14 protein-coding genes are annotated in these 15,667 nt (G+C 72.7%); 3 read left to right on the top strand and 11 right to left on the bottom strand.

Annotated features, from left to right (window positions below):
• Positions 1-30: 30 nt before the first annotated feature.
• The 10 genes from AB0D53_RS23805 to AB0D53_RS23760 form a co-directional block, all read right to left on the bottom strand.
• A complete protein-coding gene (locus AB0D53_RS23805) occupies positions 31-723 on the bottom strand; it encodes an ATP-binding cassette domain-containing protein (protein WP_362449757.1) in 693 nt (230 codons plus the stop codon).
• Positions 716-1,633 carry an ABC transporter ATP-binding protein gene (locus AB0D53_RS23800; protein WP_362449866.1) on the bottom strand — a complete coding sequence of 306 codons (918 nt, stop codon included), beginning with the start codon at positions 1,631-1,633 and terminating at the stop codon, positions 716-718. The genes AB0D53_RS23805 and AB0D53_RS23800 overlap by 8 nt, the downstream gene beginning before the upstream one ends.
• A 62-nt stretch (positions 1,634-1,695) precedes the next feature.
• Positions 1,696-2,553: an ABC transporter permease gene (locus AB0D53_RS23795; protein WP_362449755.1), complete on the bottom strand. Its 858-nt coding sequence runs from the start codon at positions 2,551-2,553 to the stop codon at positions 1,696-1,698.
• Positions 2,546-3,511, bottom strand: coding sequence for an ABC transporter permease (locus AB0D53_RS23790; protein WP_362449864.1), 966 nt, complete (start codon positions 3,509-3,511; stop codon positions 2,546-2,548). The genes AB0D53_RS23795 and AB0D53_RS23790 overlap by 8 nt, the downstream gene beginning before the upstream one ends.
• A 23-nt stretch (positions 3,512-3,534) precedes the next feature.
• Positions 3,535-5,139: an ABC transporter substrate-binding protein gene (locus AB0D53_RS23785; RefSeq protein ID WP_362449753.1), complete on the bottom strand. Its 1,605-nt coding sequence runs from the start codon at positions 5,137-5,139 to the stop codon at positions 3,535-3,537.
• A 172-nt stretch (positions 5,140-5,311) separates the two neighbouring features.
• Positions 5,312-6,442 carry an acyl-CoA dehydrogenase family protein gene (locus AB0D53_RS23780; RefSeq protein ID WP_362449751.1) on the bottom strand — a complete coding sequence of 377 codons (1,131 nt, stop codon included), beginning with the start codon at positions 6,440-6,442 and terminating at the stop codon, positions 5,312-5,314.
• Entirely contained in the window at positions 6,439-7,626 is a 1,188-nt protein-coding gene (locus AB0D53_RS23775) for an acyl-CoA dehydrogenase family protein (protein WP_362449749.1), read from the bottom strand. Before AB0D53_RS23775 ends, AB0D53_RS23780 begins: the two co-directional genes overlap by 4 nt.
• Positions 7,623-8,591, bottom strand: a complete 969-nt coding sequence (locus AB0D53_RS23770; RefSeq protein ID WP_362449747.1) for an NADPH:quinone oxidoreductase family protein — start codon at positions 8,589-8,591, stop codon at positions 7,623-7,625. The genes AB0D53_RS23775 and AB0D53_RS23770 overlap by 4 nt, the downstream gene beginning before the upstream one ends.
• A gap of 169 nt (positions 8,592-8,760) precedes the next feature.
• A complete protein-coding gene (locus AB0D53_RS23765; protein ID WP_362449745.1) occupies positions 8,761-11,445 on the bottom strand; it encodes a beta-N-acetylglucosaminidase domain-containing protein in 2,685 nt (894 codons plus the stop codon).
• 195 nt (positions 11,446-11,640) lie between these two features.
• The gene (locus tag AB0D53_RS23760) at positions 11,641-12,372 is read right to left on the bottom strand and encodes a PIG-L deacetylase family protein (protein WP_362449743.1); all 732 of its coding nucleotides are present in this window, start codon (positions 12,370-12,372) and stop codon (positions 11,641-11,643) included.
• Positions 12,373-12,535: 163 nt separating this feature from the next.
• Between AB0D53_RS23760 and AB0D53_RS23755 the strand changes: the two genes are divergently transcribed.
• On the top strand, positions 12,536-13,921 hold the full coding sequence (locus AB0D53_RS23755; protein WP_362449741.1) for an MBL fold metallo-hydrolase: 1,386 nt from the start codon (positions 12,536-12,538) through the stop codon (positions 13,919-13,921).
• Positions 13,918-14,679 carry a sulfite exporter TauE/SafE family protein gene (locus tag AB0D53_RS23750; protein ID WP_362449739.1) on the top strand — a complete coding sequence of 254 codons (762 nt, stop codon included), beginning with the start codon at positions 13,918-13,920 and terminating at the stop codon, positions 14,677-14,679. Before AB0D53_RS23755 ends, AB0D53_RS23750 begins: the two co-directional genes overlap by 4 nt.
• A gap of 24 nt (positions 14,680-14,703) precedes the next feature.
• On the opposite strand, the gene AB0D53_RS23745 is transcribed toward AB0D53_RS23750, so the two are convergent.
• Positions 14,704-14,982, bottom strand: a complete 279-nt coding sequence (locus tag AB0D53_RS23745) for a metal-sensitive transcriptional regulator (RefSeq protein ID WP_329816319.1) — start codon at positions 14,980-14,982, stop codon at positions 14,704-14,706.
• Between the two features lie 100 nt (positions 14,983-15,082).
• Between AB0D53_RS23745 and AB0D53_RS23740 the strand changes: the two genes are divergently transcribed.
• Positions 15,083-15,655, top strand: coding sequence for a rhodanese-like domain-containing protein (locus AB0D53_RS23740; RefSeq protein WP_362449737.1), 573 nt, complete (start codon positions 15,083-15,085; stop codon positions 15,653-15,655).
• Positions 15,656-15,667 lie beyond the last annotated feature (12 nt).

The raw sequence follows: 15,667 nt of genomic DNA, 5'->3' as shown, positions 1-15,667 counted from the left end.
GGGGGTGTGCCACGCACCAGGGGCATGGACTTATCCGGTCGGGCTCATGGACTCCTGCGGTGCGCCCGGCCCGGAGCACTCCCGCCAGCCGACCGTGCGGTCGCACCAGCGTTCCAGCAGCACCCTGTCGTGGCCGACGGCCAGCAGTCCGGCCCCGGACTCCCGCCGGTAGGACTCGACGACCGCCACCAGAGCGGCGGTCGTCGACGCGTCGAGCATCGCGGTCATCTCGTCGCAGATCAGCCAGCGCGGCCGCAGAACCAGGGCCCTCGCCAGACAGGCACGCTGCAACTGGCCGTCGCTCACCTCGTGCGGGCGCCGGCCCAGCAGCTCCGGGGTGAGCCCGACCGACGGTGCCAGCCCGGCCACCCGGTCCGCCACCTCCGAGCGTCGTCCGGTCGCCCGCAGCGGCTGGGCGATGAGTTCGCGCAGGGTGAGCCGGGGGTCGGCGGAGAGCCGGGGCTGCTGGAAGACGACGCCGACGGCGGTGCGCTGCGCACGCGGGGCACGGTGCCGCCAGCCTCGTACCGGTTCGCCGTCGAGCACCACCGTGCCCGCGTACGGGCGGTGCAGCAGGGCCGCTACCCTGGCCAGGGTGGACTTGCCGCAGCCGCTCGGGCCGAGCAGTCCGAGGGACTCCCCCGGCGCGAGGCTCAGCGAGACCTCGCGGACGGCGGGATCGCGTCGGTCGTACCCGGCGGTGATGCGGGTGAGTTCAAGCACGGACCGGCTCCTCCCCGTTCGCCCGCACACCGTGGTGGCAGGCGAGACGGCCGTCGAACAGGGGCAGTACGGAACACCGGTCGTCCGCGCGGCCGCAGCGGGCCGCGAACGCGCACCCCTCGGGAAGTGCCCCGAGCTCGGGCGGCATTCCGGGGATCGGTGCGAAGGCGCGCTCCGGCAGGGCGTCGAGGAGGCCGCGCGCGTACGGGTGGCGCGGTCCTGGCTCCCCGAAGAAATCCTCGGCGCCGGCGAGTTCGACGATGCGGCCCGCGTACATCACGGCGACCCGGTCGGCGATCCGCTCGGCCGCCGCGAGATCGTGGGTGATGATCAGCAGCGCCCGGCCCCCGTCGGTGTGGCGGCGCAGTTCGTCGACGGTCCGCTCGACCAGCTCGCGGTCGAGTCCGGTGGTGGGCTCGTCGGCCAGGAGCAGGGGTGCGTCGCCGATGAGGGCGAGCGCGGTCGCCGCCCGCTGGGCCAGGCCGCCGGAGAGTTCGTGCGGATGGCGGTCGAGGTGCCCGGACGGGAACGAGGCGCGTGCCGCGGCCTGTTCGGCCGCCGGGCGCAGGGCGGGCCTGCGGGTGCCGGTCAGTTCGCGCAGGGTCTCCTCCAGCTGGGCCCGCACGGTGCGGACCGGGGTGAGGTGCGCGGCGGGGCTCTGCGGTACGAGTCCGATGCGGCGGCCGCGTACCGTGCGGGCGAGGCTCTTCTCGTCCAGGCCGAGGAGATCGGTGCCGTCGTCGAGCACCGCCGAGCCCGCGGTCCGCGCGTTGCCGGGAAGCAGTCCCAGCAGCGCCGAGGCCAGCACGGACTTGCCGCAGCCGCTCTCGCCGACCAGTGCCAGGCACTCCCCCGCCGCAAGGTCGAAGTGCGCGTCGGCGACGGCGGCGATGTGCCGGCCGCCCCGCATCCGGAAGCGCACGGAGAGGCCGCGGACGGAGAGGACCGGCGCCTTCGGGCCGGGGTCGTTCTTCACAGCATCAGCTCCGATCGGCGGCGGGGGTTGATCCGCTCCCGCCAGGCACCGGCGAGGCCCGCCAGCGCGAGGGTCGGTATCACCAGGAACAGGCCGGGGAAGAGCGTGGGCCACCAGTCCCCGGCGAGGAGCGAACCGCGCGCCGTCTGCACGAGGTTGCCCAGACTCGCCTGGTGGGTGGGCAGTCCGAGGCCCAGGAAGGAGAGCGCGGACTCGTGCCACATGGCGTGCGGCACCATCAGCACGGCCGCCAGACCCGCCTGCGGAAGCACCGCGGGCAGCAGATGCCGGACGACGACCCGTCCGCGCGAGGCCCCGCCCGAGATCGCCGCGTCGATGAAGGGACGCGAGCGCAGCGACAGCACTTCGGAGCGGACGATCCTGGCCGTGGACAGCCAGTGGGTGAGCGCGACGGAGACGATCACCGGGCCCACGCCGGGCCGGAACATGGCCACGATGAAGATGCCGAGCAGCAGATGCGGCACGGAGGAGAAGGTGTCCACGAGCCGCATGACGACGCGGTCGGTCCATCCTCCGAAGGCCGCGGCCAGCGCGCCGACCGCGGTCCCGATCACGGTCGCGGTGAGCCCGGCGACGACGCCGACGAGCAGCGAGACGCGGAGCCCGTAGACGCAGCGCAGCAACAGATCACGCCCGACGTCGTCGGTGCCGAAGGGGTGCTCCCAGGACGGTGGCCGGAGCCTGGCCGCGAGGTCGACGGCCTGCTGGTCGAGCTGGACCAGTGGCGGCACCAGCAGGACCGCGAGCAGCACCGCGGCGACGATCCCGGCGGAGGCGATCACGCGGATGCGACGGGTGGTGCGACGCGCGGATCCGAGGACGGTTTCAGCCATCGAAGCCCACTCTCGGGTCGGCGATCGCGTACAGCAGGTCGGAGAGGAGATTGCCGAGGACGACCGCCACGGTCGCCAGCACCGTGAGTGCGGCCAGCAGCGGGAAGTCGACGGAGGTGGCGGCCTGCACGGTGGCGGCGGCGATGCCCGGCCAGCTGAAGACCGTCTCGACGAGCAGGGCGCCGGTGATGAGTTCGGGGACACGGGAGCCGATCAGGGTGAGCATCGGCAGCATCCCGGAGCGCAGTGCGTGGCCGAGCAGTACGGTGCGCTCGCGCAGTCCGCGGGCGCGGGCGCCGCGCACGGGGTCCTCGCCGAGCGCGTCCGCGACGCCCTGGCGCACGTAGAGGAAGAACCAGGGCAGCTGGGAGACGCCGAGCACGGCCGCGGGGAGCACCAGATGCACGGCGACCTGCCCGAAGGTGACGGTGTCGCTGGCCGCGTCGGTGAGACCGCCGGCCGGGAGCACGTCGAGCTCCAGGGCCAAGAACCAGATGGCGAGCAGTCCGAGCCAGAAGGCGGGGGCGGCTTCGAGCGTGTACGCGGCGGAGCCGACGCACCGGTCGAGCAGGCCGCCGGGCCTGCGGGCGGCCAGTACGCCGAGGCCCGTGCCGAGCAGTACGGCGACGGCGAAGGCGGTCGCGGCGAGCAGCACGGACCAGCCCAGGCGTTCACCGATGACGTCGGCGACTGGCTGGCGCATCGTTGCGGAGTCGCCGAGGTCGCCGCCGAGCGCGGAGCTCAGCCAGTTCCACCAGCGGCTGACGAGCGGCTGGTCGACGCCGAGGTTGGCCCGCAACTGGTCGAGGTTCTCCTGTGACGCGGTGAGCCCGGCGGTGCCCGCGTATGCCTTGACCGGGTCGAAGGGGGAGGCGGCGGCGACGGCGAAGACGCCGAACGTCACCGCGGCCAGGACGGGGACGGCGAGCAGCACCCGCCGTCCCGCCATCCTGCCCATCGGCCCCCAGGGGAGGCGCCGGCTCACTTCTTCGGCGTCCAGTCCTCGACGTTCCACCACGGGCCGGATGCCAGTCCGTGGTCGTGCGGTTCGACCTGGGTGGTCAGGGCGCCGAAGCGGTCCTTGACGACGTAGAGGTGGTCGATGTGGGTGAGGAAGGTGTAGCCGGGGTTCTTCACCAGTTCACGCTGGACGGTGTCGTAGGCGGCCTTGCGTGCGGCGGCGTCACCGCTTCTGCGGCCCGCTTCGAGGGCCCGGTCGACGGCCTTGTTGTCGTACCACGCCATGTTGTTGAAGCCGTCGCCCGCGAGCGAGGACTTCAGCAGGGTGTACTGGTCGAAGTCGGGGTCGGCGGGCGATCCGCCGCCCGCGAGGACCGCGTCCCGCTTCATCCGGGGCTCGATGACCTCCCAGGTCCCGGCCTCGGTGGTGATGTCGATGCCGGCCTTCTTGGCGTCGGAGGCGTAGGCGAGCGCGTGGTCCTGGCGCAGCTTGTCGCCGGTGAGGTACCAGAGCGGGAAGGCGGCGCGTACGCCGTTTCTGGTGCGGATGCCGTCCTTGCCGGGCTTCCATCCCGCGTCGTCGAGGATCTTCTTCGCGGCGGCGAGGTCGTGGGGGCGCTCGGTGCCCTTGGTGAACCACTCGCTGTCGGTGGGCACGGGCCCGTAGGCGGGCCGGCCCTCGCCGTTGAGAATGGAGTCGACCATGGCCTTCCGGTCGACGGCGATGTCGAGGGCGCGCCGGACGGCGAGGTCGCCGGTGACCTCGTTCTGCGTGGGCAGGGTCACGGTGCGGTAGTCGTACGTGGTGGCGGCGTACGTCCGGGTGCCGCCGGCGCGGGCGAAGCCCTTGGCGAGGTTGGGCGGCAGGATGGCGCCGTCGAGTTCGCCGGAGCGCAGCCGGGTGGCACGTACGTCGTCGTCCTTGATGATCGCCATGGTGAACTTCTTCACCTTCGGCGCGCCGCCCCAGTAGCCGGGGTTGGCCCTGAACGCGATCTTCTCGCCCTTGGACCACTTGGTGAGCAGATACGGTCCGGTGCCTATGGGGTGGGTGGTGAAGTCGCCGGTGTTGACGTCCTGCTTGCCCGCGATGTGTTCGGGTGCGATGGGCAGGACGGTGCGCTGGGCGAAGGGCGCGTAGGGGTACTTGAGTGTGAAGACGACGGTGTCGTCGCCGGCCGCCTCGACGCTCTTCACCGCGTCGAGTTCGGTGCGGGAGGCGTTGTTGGTCTTTTCGTCGAGGATGGTCCGGTAGGTGTAGACGACGTCCTTCGCGCCGAAGGGCTCGCCGTCGCTGAACTTCACGCCCTTGCGGAGCCTGTAGGTGTAGGTCAGTCCGTCATCGCTCACCTCGGGCAGGGCGGTGGCGAGTGCGGGCCGCAGCTTCATGCCGTCGTCGAGGGCGAGCAGCCCGTCGAAGATCTTGGAGTTGCCGTCCTTGCCGTATCCGAGCAGCGGGCTGAGGCTGTCGGGCTCGTAGGCGATACCGACCACCGCCGAGTCCCCCGCACCCGACCCGGAGCCACCGCCGTCCGGGCCACCCGGCTGGGAACAGGCCGCCGCGGTCAACGACAGCACGGTCGCCAGTGCTGCGGCGACCGCTCCCCGTATCGATCGGGCCGTCATACTCTGCACATCCCTTATTGAAGATCAGATGTTATTGCGAAACCATCGCAATTAAACAGCAGGTAAAGGGGTGCCCGGTACCCCGCCCGCCGCGGGAACGCGGAAGCGGAGGCGCGTGCACACGCCTCCGCTTCCAAGTCCCGCAACGCTGCGGGCTGTTCCCGCTCCTCGTCTACGGCGCGGGCAGTTCCACGAGCCCGGCGATGGTCTCGCGGTGCCGCCCGGCCGTGCCGTACGCGATCGAGTCGGCCTTGGCGCGCTTGAGATACAGGTGCGCCGGGTGCTCCCAGGTCATCCCGATCCCGCCGTGCAGCTGGACGCACTCCTCCGCGGCGTGCACCGCGACCCCCGAGCAGTACGCCTGCGCGACGGCCACGGCCAACGCGGTGTCGGGGCTGCCGGTCGCGAGGGAGTCCGCCGCGTTGCGCGCGGCGGCGCGGGCCGACACGACCTCCAGCCAGAGCTGCGCCATACGGTGCTTGAGCGCCTGGAACGAGCCGACCGGCCGGTTGAACTGGTGTCGTTCACGGGTGTGGCGGACCGTTTCGGTCAGGCACCACTCGGCGATTCCGAGCTGTTCGGAGGCAAGCAGTCCGGCGCCGGCCAGCAGCCCCCGGCGTACGGCGGCGACCGCTGCCGCACCGTCGGCCAGGCGCGTTCCGGCGGCCCCGGCGAGGGTGACGGTGGCGAGCGGACGGGTCAGGTCGAGCGGCACCAAGGACTCCACGGCGACCCCTTGCGCACCGGTCTCGACCGCGTACAGACCGTCGGTGGTCGGCACCAGCAGCACATCGGCGGCGGCCGCGTCGGCGACGCCGGTCACCGTCCCCTCCACCCGCCCGGCCACGACACCGGCCGGCTGAGCGGCCTCGGGCGCCGAGGCGGCGAACGGCACCGCGAGGACCGCGACCCGACGGCCGGCGGCGAGGTCCCCGAGCAGTGCGGCGACCGGTCCGTCGGGCGCCCCCAGAGCGAGGAGCGTCTCCGTGGCGACGACCGCACCGGTCAGATACGGCGCGGGCGTGACCGCGCGGCCCAGCTCCTCCAGCACCACCGCGGCCTCGCGATGGCTCGCGCCCTGCCCGCCGAACTCCTCCGGCACCAGCAGCCCCGCGGCACCGATGCCGGCGGCGAGGGCCTCCCAGAGCCGCGGGTCGTACGGCGCGCCGGACTCGACGCGGGCGAGCACCGCCGACGCGTCGCCCCGGTCGGCGAGCAGCGCACGCACCGCTGCCCGCAGATCCTCCTCGGCCTCCGAGTACAGCAGATCGGGCGCCTGGGTCTCTTCGGTCGGTGCGGTCATCGGGCCAGATCCTTCCAGGCGACGTCCTTGTCGTTGCGCGGCTCGGCGGGAAGACCGAGGACACGCTCGGCAACGATGTTGAGCAGCACCTCACTGGTGCCGCCCTCAATGGAGTTGCCCTTGGAGCGGAGATAGCGGTAGCCGACGTCCCGTCCGGTGAAGTCGACCAGCTCGGGCCGCCGCATGGTCCAGTCGTCGTACAACAGCCCTTCCTCGCCGAGCAGTTCGACCTCCAGCCCGCTGATCTCCTGGTTGAGCCGGGCGAAGGCGAGTTTCATTCCTGAGCCTTCGGGGCCGGGCTGTCCGGCGACGAGCTGCTGGCGCAGCCGGGTGCCGGTGAGCCTGGCCACCTCGGCCTCGACCCAGAGGGTCAGCAGACGCTGATGGAGGTCGTGGGTGCGCAGTTCGGGGCGTTCGCGCCAGGTGCGGGCGACCGGGCCGATCATGCCGCCCTCGCGCGGGATGCGTGCCCCGCCGATGGAGACCCGCTCGTTCATCAGCGTGGTCTGTGCGACCTTCCAGCCCTCGCCGACCGGGCCCAGGCGCCTGCTGTCGGGGATGCGTACGCCGGTCAGGAAGACCTCGTTGAACTCTGCCTCGCCGGTGATCTGGCGCAGCGGCCGCACCTCGACGCCGGGGTCGGTCATGTCGCAGATGAAGTAGCTGATGCCGCGGTGCTTGGGCAGGTCCGGGTCGGTCCGGGCGATGAGGATCGCCCAGCGGGCCAGATGGGCGCTGGACGTCCAGACCTTCTGCCCGTCGACCACCCAGTCCTCGCCGTCACGGACGGCGCGGGTGCCGAGGGCGGCGAGGTCGGAGCCGGCTCCCGGTTCGCTGAAGAGCTGGCACCAGACCTCCTCGCCGACCCACAGCGGCCGCAGGAAGCGCTGTTTCTGCTCGTCGGTGCCGAAGCCGAGGATGGTGGGGGCGGCCATGCCGAGGCCGATCCCGATCCGGCGCGGGTCGTTGTCGGGGGCGCCGGCCGCGGCGAGTTCGGCGTCGACGACGGGCTGCAGGGAGCGTGGCGCGGCGAGGCCGCCGAGTCCGGCGGGGTAGTGCACCCAGGCCAGCCCGGCGTCGAAGCGGGCCTTGAGGAAGTCGGTGCGGCCGGTGGTGGCCGGGGGGTGTGCGGCGAGCAGGTCCTGGGCGCGGCGGCGGAGTCCGGCCGCGTCGGGCGCGTTCATCGGGCGGCTCCTGCCGGGAGGACGACGATCCGGCCGGTGCTGGTGCCGTCGGCGACCCGCTGGACCGCTTCGGCGGCCCCGGGCAGCCCGACGCGTTCACTGATCAGCGGCTTGATGACGCCCTGTGCGGCGAGCCGGGTGAGCTCGTCGTGGCAGGCGCGGACGGCGGCCGGGTCCTTGGTGTTGTACAGACCCCAGTGGAGTCCGGCGATCGAGTAGTTCTTGACGAGTGCGTGGTTCAGCGCCGGGGTGGGGACGACACCGCTCGCGAAGCCGACGACGAGAACCCGGCCCTCGAAGGCGACGCACTTCACGGACTTGGCGTAGGCGTCGCCGCCGACCGGGTCGTAGACCACGTCGGCACCACGTCCGCCGGTGGCTTCCTTGACCGCGGCGACGATGTCCTCGCTGTGGCGGTCGATGACCAGGTCGCAGCCGAGCCCGTCGGCGGTCTTCGCCTTCTCGGGACCGCCCACCACACCGATGACGGTGGCTCCGGCGGCCTTGCCGAGCTGGACGGCGGCGCTGCCGACCCCGCCGGCCGCCGCATGGACCAGGAGGGTCTCGCCCGCCCGCAGGCGCGCCCTGCGGTGCAGGCCGAACCACCCCGTCTGGTAGCCGATGTGCAGGGCGGCGGCCTCGGCGTCGTCCAGGGTGTCCGGTGCGGGCAGCAGCGCCGCCTCGTCCGCGACCACGTACTCGGCGAACCCGCCGTACGGCAGGGCGGGGTTGGCGAGCACCCGCCGACCGTCCGCCGTCCTGCCGCAGATCTCCACACCGGGGGTGAAGGGCAGCGGCGGCCGCACCTGGTACTGGCCCCGGCAGAGCAGCGCGTCGGGGAAGTTGATGTTCGCCGCGAGCACCTCGACGAGCACCTGCCCGTCGCCGGGCGTGGGCCGGTCCGTCTCCTCCAGCCGCATCACCTCGCTCGGCTCGCCGTTCCGGTGCACTCGCCATGCCTGCATGAGGGGCCTCCACAACACTGTCGGCATTACCACTGCTCCGGCGCATACTAAGCGGTCGCTTGCCCCTCTGGGAACAACTCGCCGGTCCCGGTTCCGGCCGGAGCCGGACATGGGCGCGCCCGGTCCGGCGCGAAGGGGCTTCGGGCCGGACCGGGCGCGGGTACGGACCTCAGTCCTGGCCGGCCACCACCACGTCGGCGATCTGCGGTGCCGCCGACCCGGTGCGCCAGACGAGCCGCACCGCGTCGGCGGTGCGGCCCGCCGTGTCGATCCGGGCGTACGGGCCGTCGAGCGCGCCGACGGTCCGCCAGGTTCCGTCGGTCCCCCGCAGCTGGATGTCGGCGCGGCCCTCGGACCCGGCCGGCTGGAGAACGGTGACGGAGGGCACGGCCCGCGCGGCGAGGAGCCCCAGCTCCAGCGCCTCCCCGGCCTCCGGGGCACGGGCCGCCCGGTAGACGGTGCCCGGGTCCCCGTCGAAGGCCGCGCGCAGCGAGGATCCGGCCGCGGCGGGCGGCCCTCCGGTCACCGCGCCCTCGTCCGTCGGGATGCTGAACTCCCGTACCACCAGCCAGCTGTCCTGGCCGGCGGTCGCCCGTGCCCGCACGTAGCGTGCCGTGGTTCCGGCGGGTGCGGTCGCGGTGACGTCCGGCTTCGCGGAGAAGGCGGTGAGCTGCTGCCAGTTCTGCCCGTCGGCCGAGTACTCCAGCACCCCCTGGTGGAGGTAGTCCTCGGTGCTGCCGGGCTTGGCCATCGCGAGGGTGACGGATCCGATGTCACGGACCCGGCCGAGGTCCACGGTGACCGTGTCGCCCGCGGCGGGCGCCCCGTCGCTCCAGAAGTAGGTGGAGTCGTCGCCGTCCAGCATCCGGGCCACGGTGTTGCTCTGGTACGTGCCCAGGTTCGTCGAGGCCGTGGACCTGCCGTTCATGCCGAGGATCCGGTCGTGCTCGGCCTCGGCCGCCTCGACGAACCGGTCCAGGACGCCGTCACCGACGAGGACCGGCACCGCGCGTCCGTCGAGCCCGGTGTACGTGAAGGACTTCGCCGCGGTGAGCTGTGCGGGCAGTTGCTGGCGCAGCTCCCAGGCCTGGGCGCCCTTCCCTGCGCGGGCCGCCTCGACCATGCTCAGGGCGGTACGGGCTGCGGTGGCCCAGGCCCCGGTCGCGTCCAGCCAGGGGGTGGCGTCGGCGACGAAGCCGCGGTCCGGGAGGCCGGCGCGCAGCCTGCCGGGTGCCGAGACGAGTGCGCCGAGCACGGAGGTGAGCCGGGCGGCGTCCCCGGACTTCCAGTAGCGGGCGAACTCCGCCGCCAGCTCGGGGGCCTGGTCCTTGTTGAGGGCCGAGCTGTAGTTCACGTCGGCGAAGGCCCGCAGCGCCTGCTGGGTGCGGGGGTCGTCGCCCGCGTACTCCTTCAGTCCCTGGCCCCATGAGGTGCGGGGGTCGTACGCGGCGTCGTTCCACGCGTAGTCGGCGACGGTGTACAGCGCGATCTTCGAGGCGTACGGCTGGATCATCGGATTCGCCGTGATCCCCGCCAGCTCGCCGGGCAGGCCCTTCTCCCGCCCGCTGAAGGGGCCGAGCAGCAGCCGGTTCGTCGCGTAGTCGTTGACCGGGTAGTTGTCCCAGGTCAGGATCGGATGGCCGAAGACCGTGCGGGCGGCCTGCGCCTGCGCGACGGTCATGGTCGGCGCGACGACGCCGACACCCGTCCATTCGACCAGGACATTGGGGTCGAGCTGCTCGGACAACGCCTTCTTGTACGGCGACGCGGAGACGTTGTAGTACTCGGTCGGAACCATCTGGAGCGGCTGGGCGCCCGGGTGGGTGGCGATGAACTCCTTGTTGACCCGGTTGAGCAGATACGCCTGCGCCGCGCCCGCGGCGCCGCCGCCGGTCCCCCACTTCGCCTTGTCCTCGGCGCAGTTCCAGTCGGTGTAGCTGATGTCGTCGAGCGGTACGGCGAAGGTGCGTACGCCGATGTCCCAGATGGTCTGGAACTTCTCGACCAGCGCCTTGGCGTCCGCGTCCGAGCTGTAGCAGACGGAGAGGCCGGGCGAGAGCGCGTAGGTGAACTCCACGTGCCGCTGCGCGGCCCGGTCTGCGAGCTCCTCGATCCGGCCCAGCTGGTCGGCCGGGTAGGCGTCGCGCCACTTCGCGCGCAGGTACGCGTCGTCCTTCGGCGAGTACACGTAGATGTTCATCTTGTGCTCGCCGTAGTAGTCGAGCTGGTCGAGCCGGGCCTCGTGCGACCACGGAGTGCCGTAGAAGCCCTCGATGACACCGCGCAGCGCGGTGCCGGGCCAGTCGCGCACCGCGAGCCCGGCGACCCGGGCACCCGGATGTTTCTCCTGCGGCAGGATCTGACGCAGTGTCTGCGCGGCGTAGTACGTGCCCGTGGTGTCCTTGCCCGCGAGGACGATGCGACCGGCGCCGATGCCGAGCACATAGCCGTCGGCGGGCAGCGCGGACGGGCCGTCGATCCCTTGCACGGTGAGCGCGGCCGCATCACCGACATGGACGGTGAGCCCGCTCCGGGCGGGTCTGTCGCTGCGGACGACGCGCTGGGCGCCGGCCCGGCGCAGCGCGCTCTCCACGACCTGGAGGGCGGACTCGTCGGAGGTCTTGCCCGCCACCAGCGTGACGGTCGGGCTGATGACGATCCGGTCGGCCCGGGGCTTCACGGACTGCGGGGTCGGTGTGATGACAGGGACCGGCCGGCTGTCCGCAGCTTTCGCCGGGGTGGCGGCGCGGGTGCCGCCGGCCGCCTGGGCGGGCGGCACGGCGGTCAGCAGACCACCGACGAGCAGGGTCGCCGCCGTACCGAGCGCGGTGAGACGGGGTGGGCGAGGCGTCACAGGTCCTCCATTGATCACTCAAGTCACCGGAGTCGCGCAGCAGAACAACACCGAATTCAACATCGTGGCGCTTGCATGTCAATGGTCTGGACAACATCGACTCGCGGACCTGCGGTTTTGTCTTCCGAAGCGGTACCCGAATATGCACGACACCGAACATCCGGGGCCGGAACGCCGAGCGGAACCGGACCGGAATCAGCGGGTGAAGAGTTCGAACGCGACGGCCGGGCGGCCGCCGAAGCGCGCACCCTCGGCCCGCGCGTGACCGGTCAGGAAGGTGCGGCAGTACGCCTCGGGGTCCTCCTCCGTGAGCCCTTCGATGTACGTGCGGTGCGCCAGCAGCGACTTCACCGAGCGCTCAAGACCGGCCGTCGCGTCGACGGCATGGGTGGGCGCGCCCGACCCGGCGACCGCGACCCACCGCACCCCGTTCCACGGCCGGAGCCCCGACTCCGCGAGTTCCGGAAAGATCCAACGATTGCCCGCGTCGGCCGCGGCATCCAGGGTGGCGCGGCCGACCGCCCGGTGATCGGGGGTGTTCCAGACGACGCCGCCCCAGGTGTCCCGGTGGTTGAGCGTGATGACCAGCTCGGGGCGGTGCTTGCGGATTGCGGCGGCGATGTCCCGGCGCAAGGGGAGGCCGTACTCGATCACACCGTCACGGTGATCCAGGAACTCCACCTCGCGGACGCCGACAACGGCGGCACTCGCCCGCTGCTCGCGCTCGCGCAGCGGTCCGCACTCCTCCGGCCGCAGCCGGTCGATGCCGGCCTCACCACGGGTGACGAGGAGATAGGAGACCTCTCGGCCCTCGTCGGTCCAGCCCGCGATCGCCGCCGCGCAGCCGTACTCCAGATCATCGGGGTGCGCGACCACGGCCAGGGCGCGCAGCCAGTCCGCGGGCATGGGTTCGAGCTGCTCCGTCATGCCGGCAGGCTAACCGCCGCCGATCGCCGACGCCCCACGCCCCGGACGACTTCCCCGACGTAGCGCACGTCTCACCCGGGACCAGTAATACCCCCTGGGGTATTACTGTTAGCCTGATTCAGAGATACCCCCTGGGGTAAAGCATCACGGAAGGAGCCGTGTCGTGTTCTTCGTCGACACCATCGAGACAGCGGGCCTCGGCAACCGCGGCTATCTGGCGGGCGGGCGGCGGGCCGTCGTCGTCGTGGACCCGCCGCGCGACATCGACCGGGTCATCGCCGCCGCCGCCCGGCGCGGCGTGCGGATCGCCCTGGTGGTGGAGACGCATCTGCACAACGACTACGTGACCGGTGGCCTGGAGCTCGCGCGGGTCACGGGGGCGCGCTATCTGGTGCCCGCCGCCGCGGAGGTCTCCTTCGCCCGGGTCCCGGTCGCGGACGGCGACATCACCGAGGTCGACGACGGCCTCGCGCTGCGTGCGCTCGCCACCCCCGGGCACACCCCGCACCACACCTCGTACGTGCTGGTGGAGGAGGGCCGCGACGTGGCCGCTTTCACCGGCGGCTCGCTGCTGATCGGCAGTGTCGGCCGGCCCGACCTGGTGGAGCCCCGGCTCACCGCCGAACTGGCCCGCGCCCAGCACGCCTCCGTGCACCGCCTCGCCGACGAGCTCGCGGACGGGGTGCCCGTGCTGCCCACGCACGGCTTCGGCAGCTTCTGTTCGTCCTCGCAGGCAGAGGGGTCGGCCACGACGATCGGCGACGAGCGCCGTCGGAACGACGCACTGGTCAAGGACGTGGACACCTTCGTCGCGGAGCTGCTCGCCGGCCTGGACGACATCCCCTCGTACTACGCGCACATGGGCCCGGCCAATGCCGCGGGGCCGGCTCCGCTCGATCTGACCCCGCCCGGTCCCGCCGACGCCGGGGAGATCTCCCGACGGCTGGCAGCGGGCGAGTGGGTGGTGGACCTGCGCAGCCGGGTGGCCTTCGCCGACGGGCATGTCGCCGGATCGTTCAACTTCGAGGGCGAGGGCCCGCTCGCCACCTATCTGGCCTGGCTGATCCCGTGGGGCAAGCCGGTCACCCTGCTGGCGAGCACCGCCGCCGAGATCGCCCACGCACAGCGGGAACTGTCCCGCGTCGGGCTGGACCGCCCGGCCGCCGCCGCCACCGGCGGCCCCGGGGACTGGGCGACTCCGGCGACGGAGCTCCGGTCCTTCGCCAGGTCCGACTTCGCGGGCCTGGCGGCCGCCCGGGAGCGCGGCGAGGACCCGGTGGTCCTCGACGTGCGCCGCAGCATCGAGCACCTCGGTGGCGCGATAGCCGGGGCGGTGCACATCCCGCTGCACGAGCTGCCCCGGCGGCTCGGCGAGGTGCCGCCGGGCCTGGTGTGGGTGCACTGCGCGGGCGGGGCGCGGGCGGCGATCGCCGCGTCGATGCTGGGCGCGGCGGGGCGCGAGGTGGTGGCCGTCGACGACGGCTTCGGCGCGGCGGCGGAAGCCGGCCTGCATGTCGCCGCCCCCGCGACCGGGCCCTTCGCGGCGTGACCGCGCTGATCGTGGCGCTGGTCGCCGGTGCGGTGGTCGGCCTGGCGCTCGGCGGGCTGGGTGGCGGCGGCAGCGTGCTCGCCGTCCCCGCGCTGATCTATCCACTCGGCTTCACTCCCTCCGCCGCGACCACCGCCGCGCTGCTCATCGTCATCGTGACGTCGCTCACGGGGCTGGTCGCCCACGCCAGGGAGGGCGGGGTCCGCTGGCGTACGGGAGGGCTCTTCGCGGCGGCCGGGATCGTGCCGGCCGCGCTCGCCGGAGCGCTGTCGGTGCGGGTCCCGCCCGGGGCGCTGACCGCCGGGTTCGCCGTGCTCGCGGCGGTCGCCGCGGTACGGATGCTCCGGCCGCGGACCGGGCCGGCGCCTCAGGCCGGGCCCGGTACGGGTGGCGTGCCCGCCGGACGGGTCGCGCGGACGGGTGCCGGGCTCGGCGCGGTGACCGGGTTCCTCGGTGTGGGCGGCGGGTTCCTGGTGGTTCCCGCGCTGGTCACCGTGGTCGCCCTCCCGATGACCGCGGCGGTCGGGACCAGCCTGCTGGTCATCACGGTGAACTCCGTGGCCGCGCTGGCCACCCGTCTCGCCACGCCGACCGCGCTGGACTGGGCGACGATCGCCCCGTTCACGGCGACGGCGGTGCTCGGTGCCTGGGACGGGCGGCGGCTCGCCGCGAAGGTGTCCACGACCGCCCTGCAACGGATCTTCGGCGTGGCCCTGCTGGCGGTGGCCGCGTTCATGCTCATCGACGCCGTGGCATGAACCACGACGTCGCCCCCGGCCGGCTCAGGCCAGCGAGAGAAAGAGCTTCTCCAGCCGTGCCCGCATCTGGTCGCGGTCCTCGGGCTCCTGGCCTCCGTCGGCCATGCAGTGCTGCAGACCCGTCGCGATGATCGCGAAACCGGCCCGGTCGAGCGCCCGGGACACGGCCGCCATCTGCGTGATCACGTCCTCGCAGTCCCGGCCCTCCTCGATCATCCTGATGATCCCGGTGAGCTGGCCCTGCGCGCGGCGAAGGCGGTTGAGGACCGATTTCAGTTCGTCGGCCGCCATGTCCAGTTCCACAACATCCTCCTCCTGATACCCCAAGGGGTATTCTAGCCTGACCGGGGAAGGGGGGACCGCATCCCTCCCGAGCCCCGGTGAACGAAAGGAAACACTGCTCGTGACCAGCCCCGTCTCCCTCTCCCCCGCCCAGGCCGCGGCCCGCCTCGCGGAGTTCACCGTGATCGATGTCCGCGCTCCCGGCGAGTACGCCTCCGGACATGTCCCCGGCGCGCTGAACATCCCCCTGGACCGCCTCTCCGAGGCCGTGCCCGCCCTGAAGTCCGCAGCGGCCCGCGGCTCGCTGCTCATGGTGTGCGCCTCCGGCGTCCGCTCCACCCGGGCCTGCGACATTCTCGCCGCCGCCGACGTCGAGGCCACGACGCTCTCCGGCGGAACCTCCGCCTGGGAGGGCGAGGGCCGCGATCTCGACCACCCGGACGGGGCGCGTACGACCTGGCCGATGGAGCGTCAGGTCCGGCTCGCCGCCGGTTCGCTCGTGGTGGCCGGTCTGCTCGCCGGGGTGCGTTTCCCCGCGGCGCGCTGGATCTCCGCCGGTGTCGGCTCCGGTCTCGTGTTCTCCGCAGTGACCAACACCTGCGGCATGGCGGCGGCCCTGTCGAGGCTTCCGTACAACCGGGCCCCTCACTCGGCCACCAGCCTGGACGCCACGCTGCACGCCCTGCAGAGCTGACACCCGGGGGCC

It is taken from the genome of Streptomyces sp. NPDC048295 (genome assembly GCF_040652135.1).
Lineage (GTDB): Bacteria > Actinomycetota > Actinomycetes > Streptomycetales > Streptomycetaceae > Streptomyces.
This window is presented reverse-complemented; position numbering and strand designations above follow the sequence as displayed.

What these genes read in the sequence shown, in the direction of transcription:
- AB0D53_RS23780 (WP_362449751.1), bottom strand. Translation starts at nt 6,442, where the DNA reads ATGACCGCACCGACCGAAGAGACCCAGGCGCCCGATCTGCTGTACTCG.
- AB0D53_RS23800 (WP_362449866.1), bottom strand. Translation starts at nt 1,633, where the DNA reads ATGCGGGGCGGCCGGCACATCGCCGCCGTCGCCGACGCGCACTTCGAC.
- AB0D53_RS23790 (WP_362449864.1), bottom strand. Translation starts at nt 3,511, where the DNA reads ATGGGCAGGATGGCGGGACGGCGGGTGCTGCTCGCCGTCCCCGTCCTG.
- AB0D53_RS23760 (WP_362449743.1), bottom strand. Translation starts at nt 12,372, where the DNA reads ATGACGGAGCAGCTCGAACCCATGCCCGCGGACTGGCTGCGCGCCCTG.
- AB0D53_RS23775 (WP_362449749.1), bottom strand. Translation starts at nt 7,626, where the DNA reads ATGAACGCGCCCGACGCGGCCGGACTCCGCCGCCGCGCCCAGGACCTG.
- AB0D53_RS23770 (WP_362449747.1), bottom strand. Translation starts at nt 8,591, where the DNA reads ATGCAGGCATGGCGAGTGCACCGGAACGGCGAGCCGAGCGAGGTGATG.
- AB0D53_RS23785 (WP_362449753.1), bottom strand. Translation starts at nt 5,139, where the DNA reads ATGACGGCCCGATCGATACGGGGAGCGGTCGCCGCAGCACTGGCGACC.
- AB0D53_RS23795 (WP_362449755.1), bottom strand. Translation starts at nt 2,553, where the DNA reads ATGGCTGAAACCGTCCTCGGATCCGCGCGTCGCACCACCCGTCGCATC.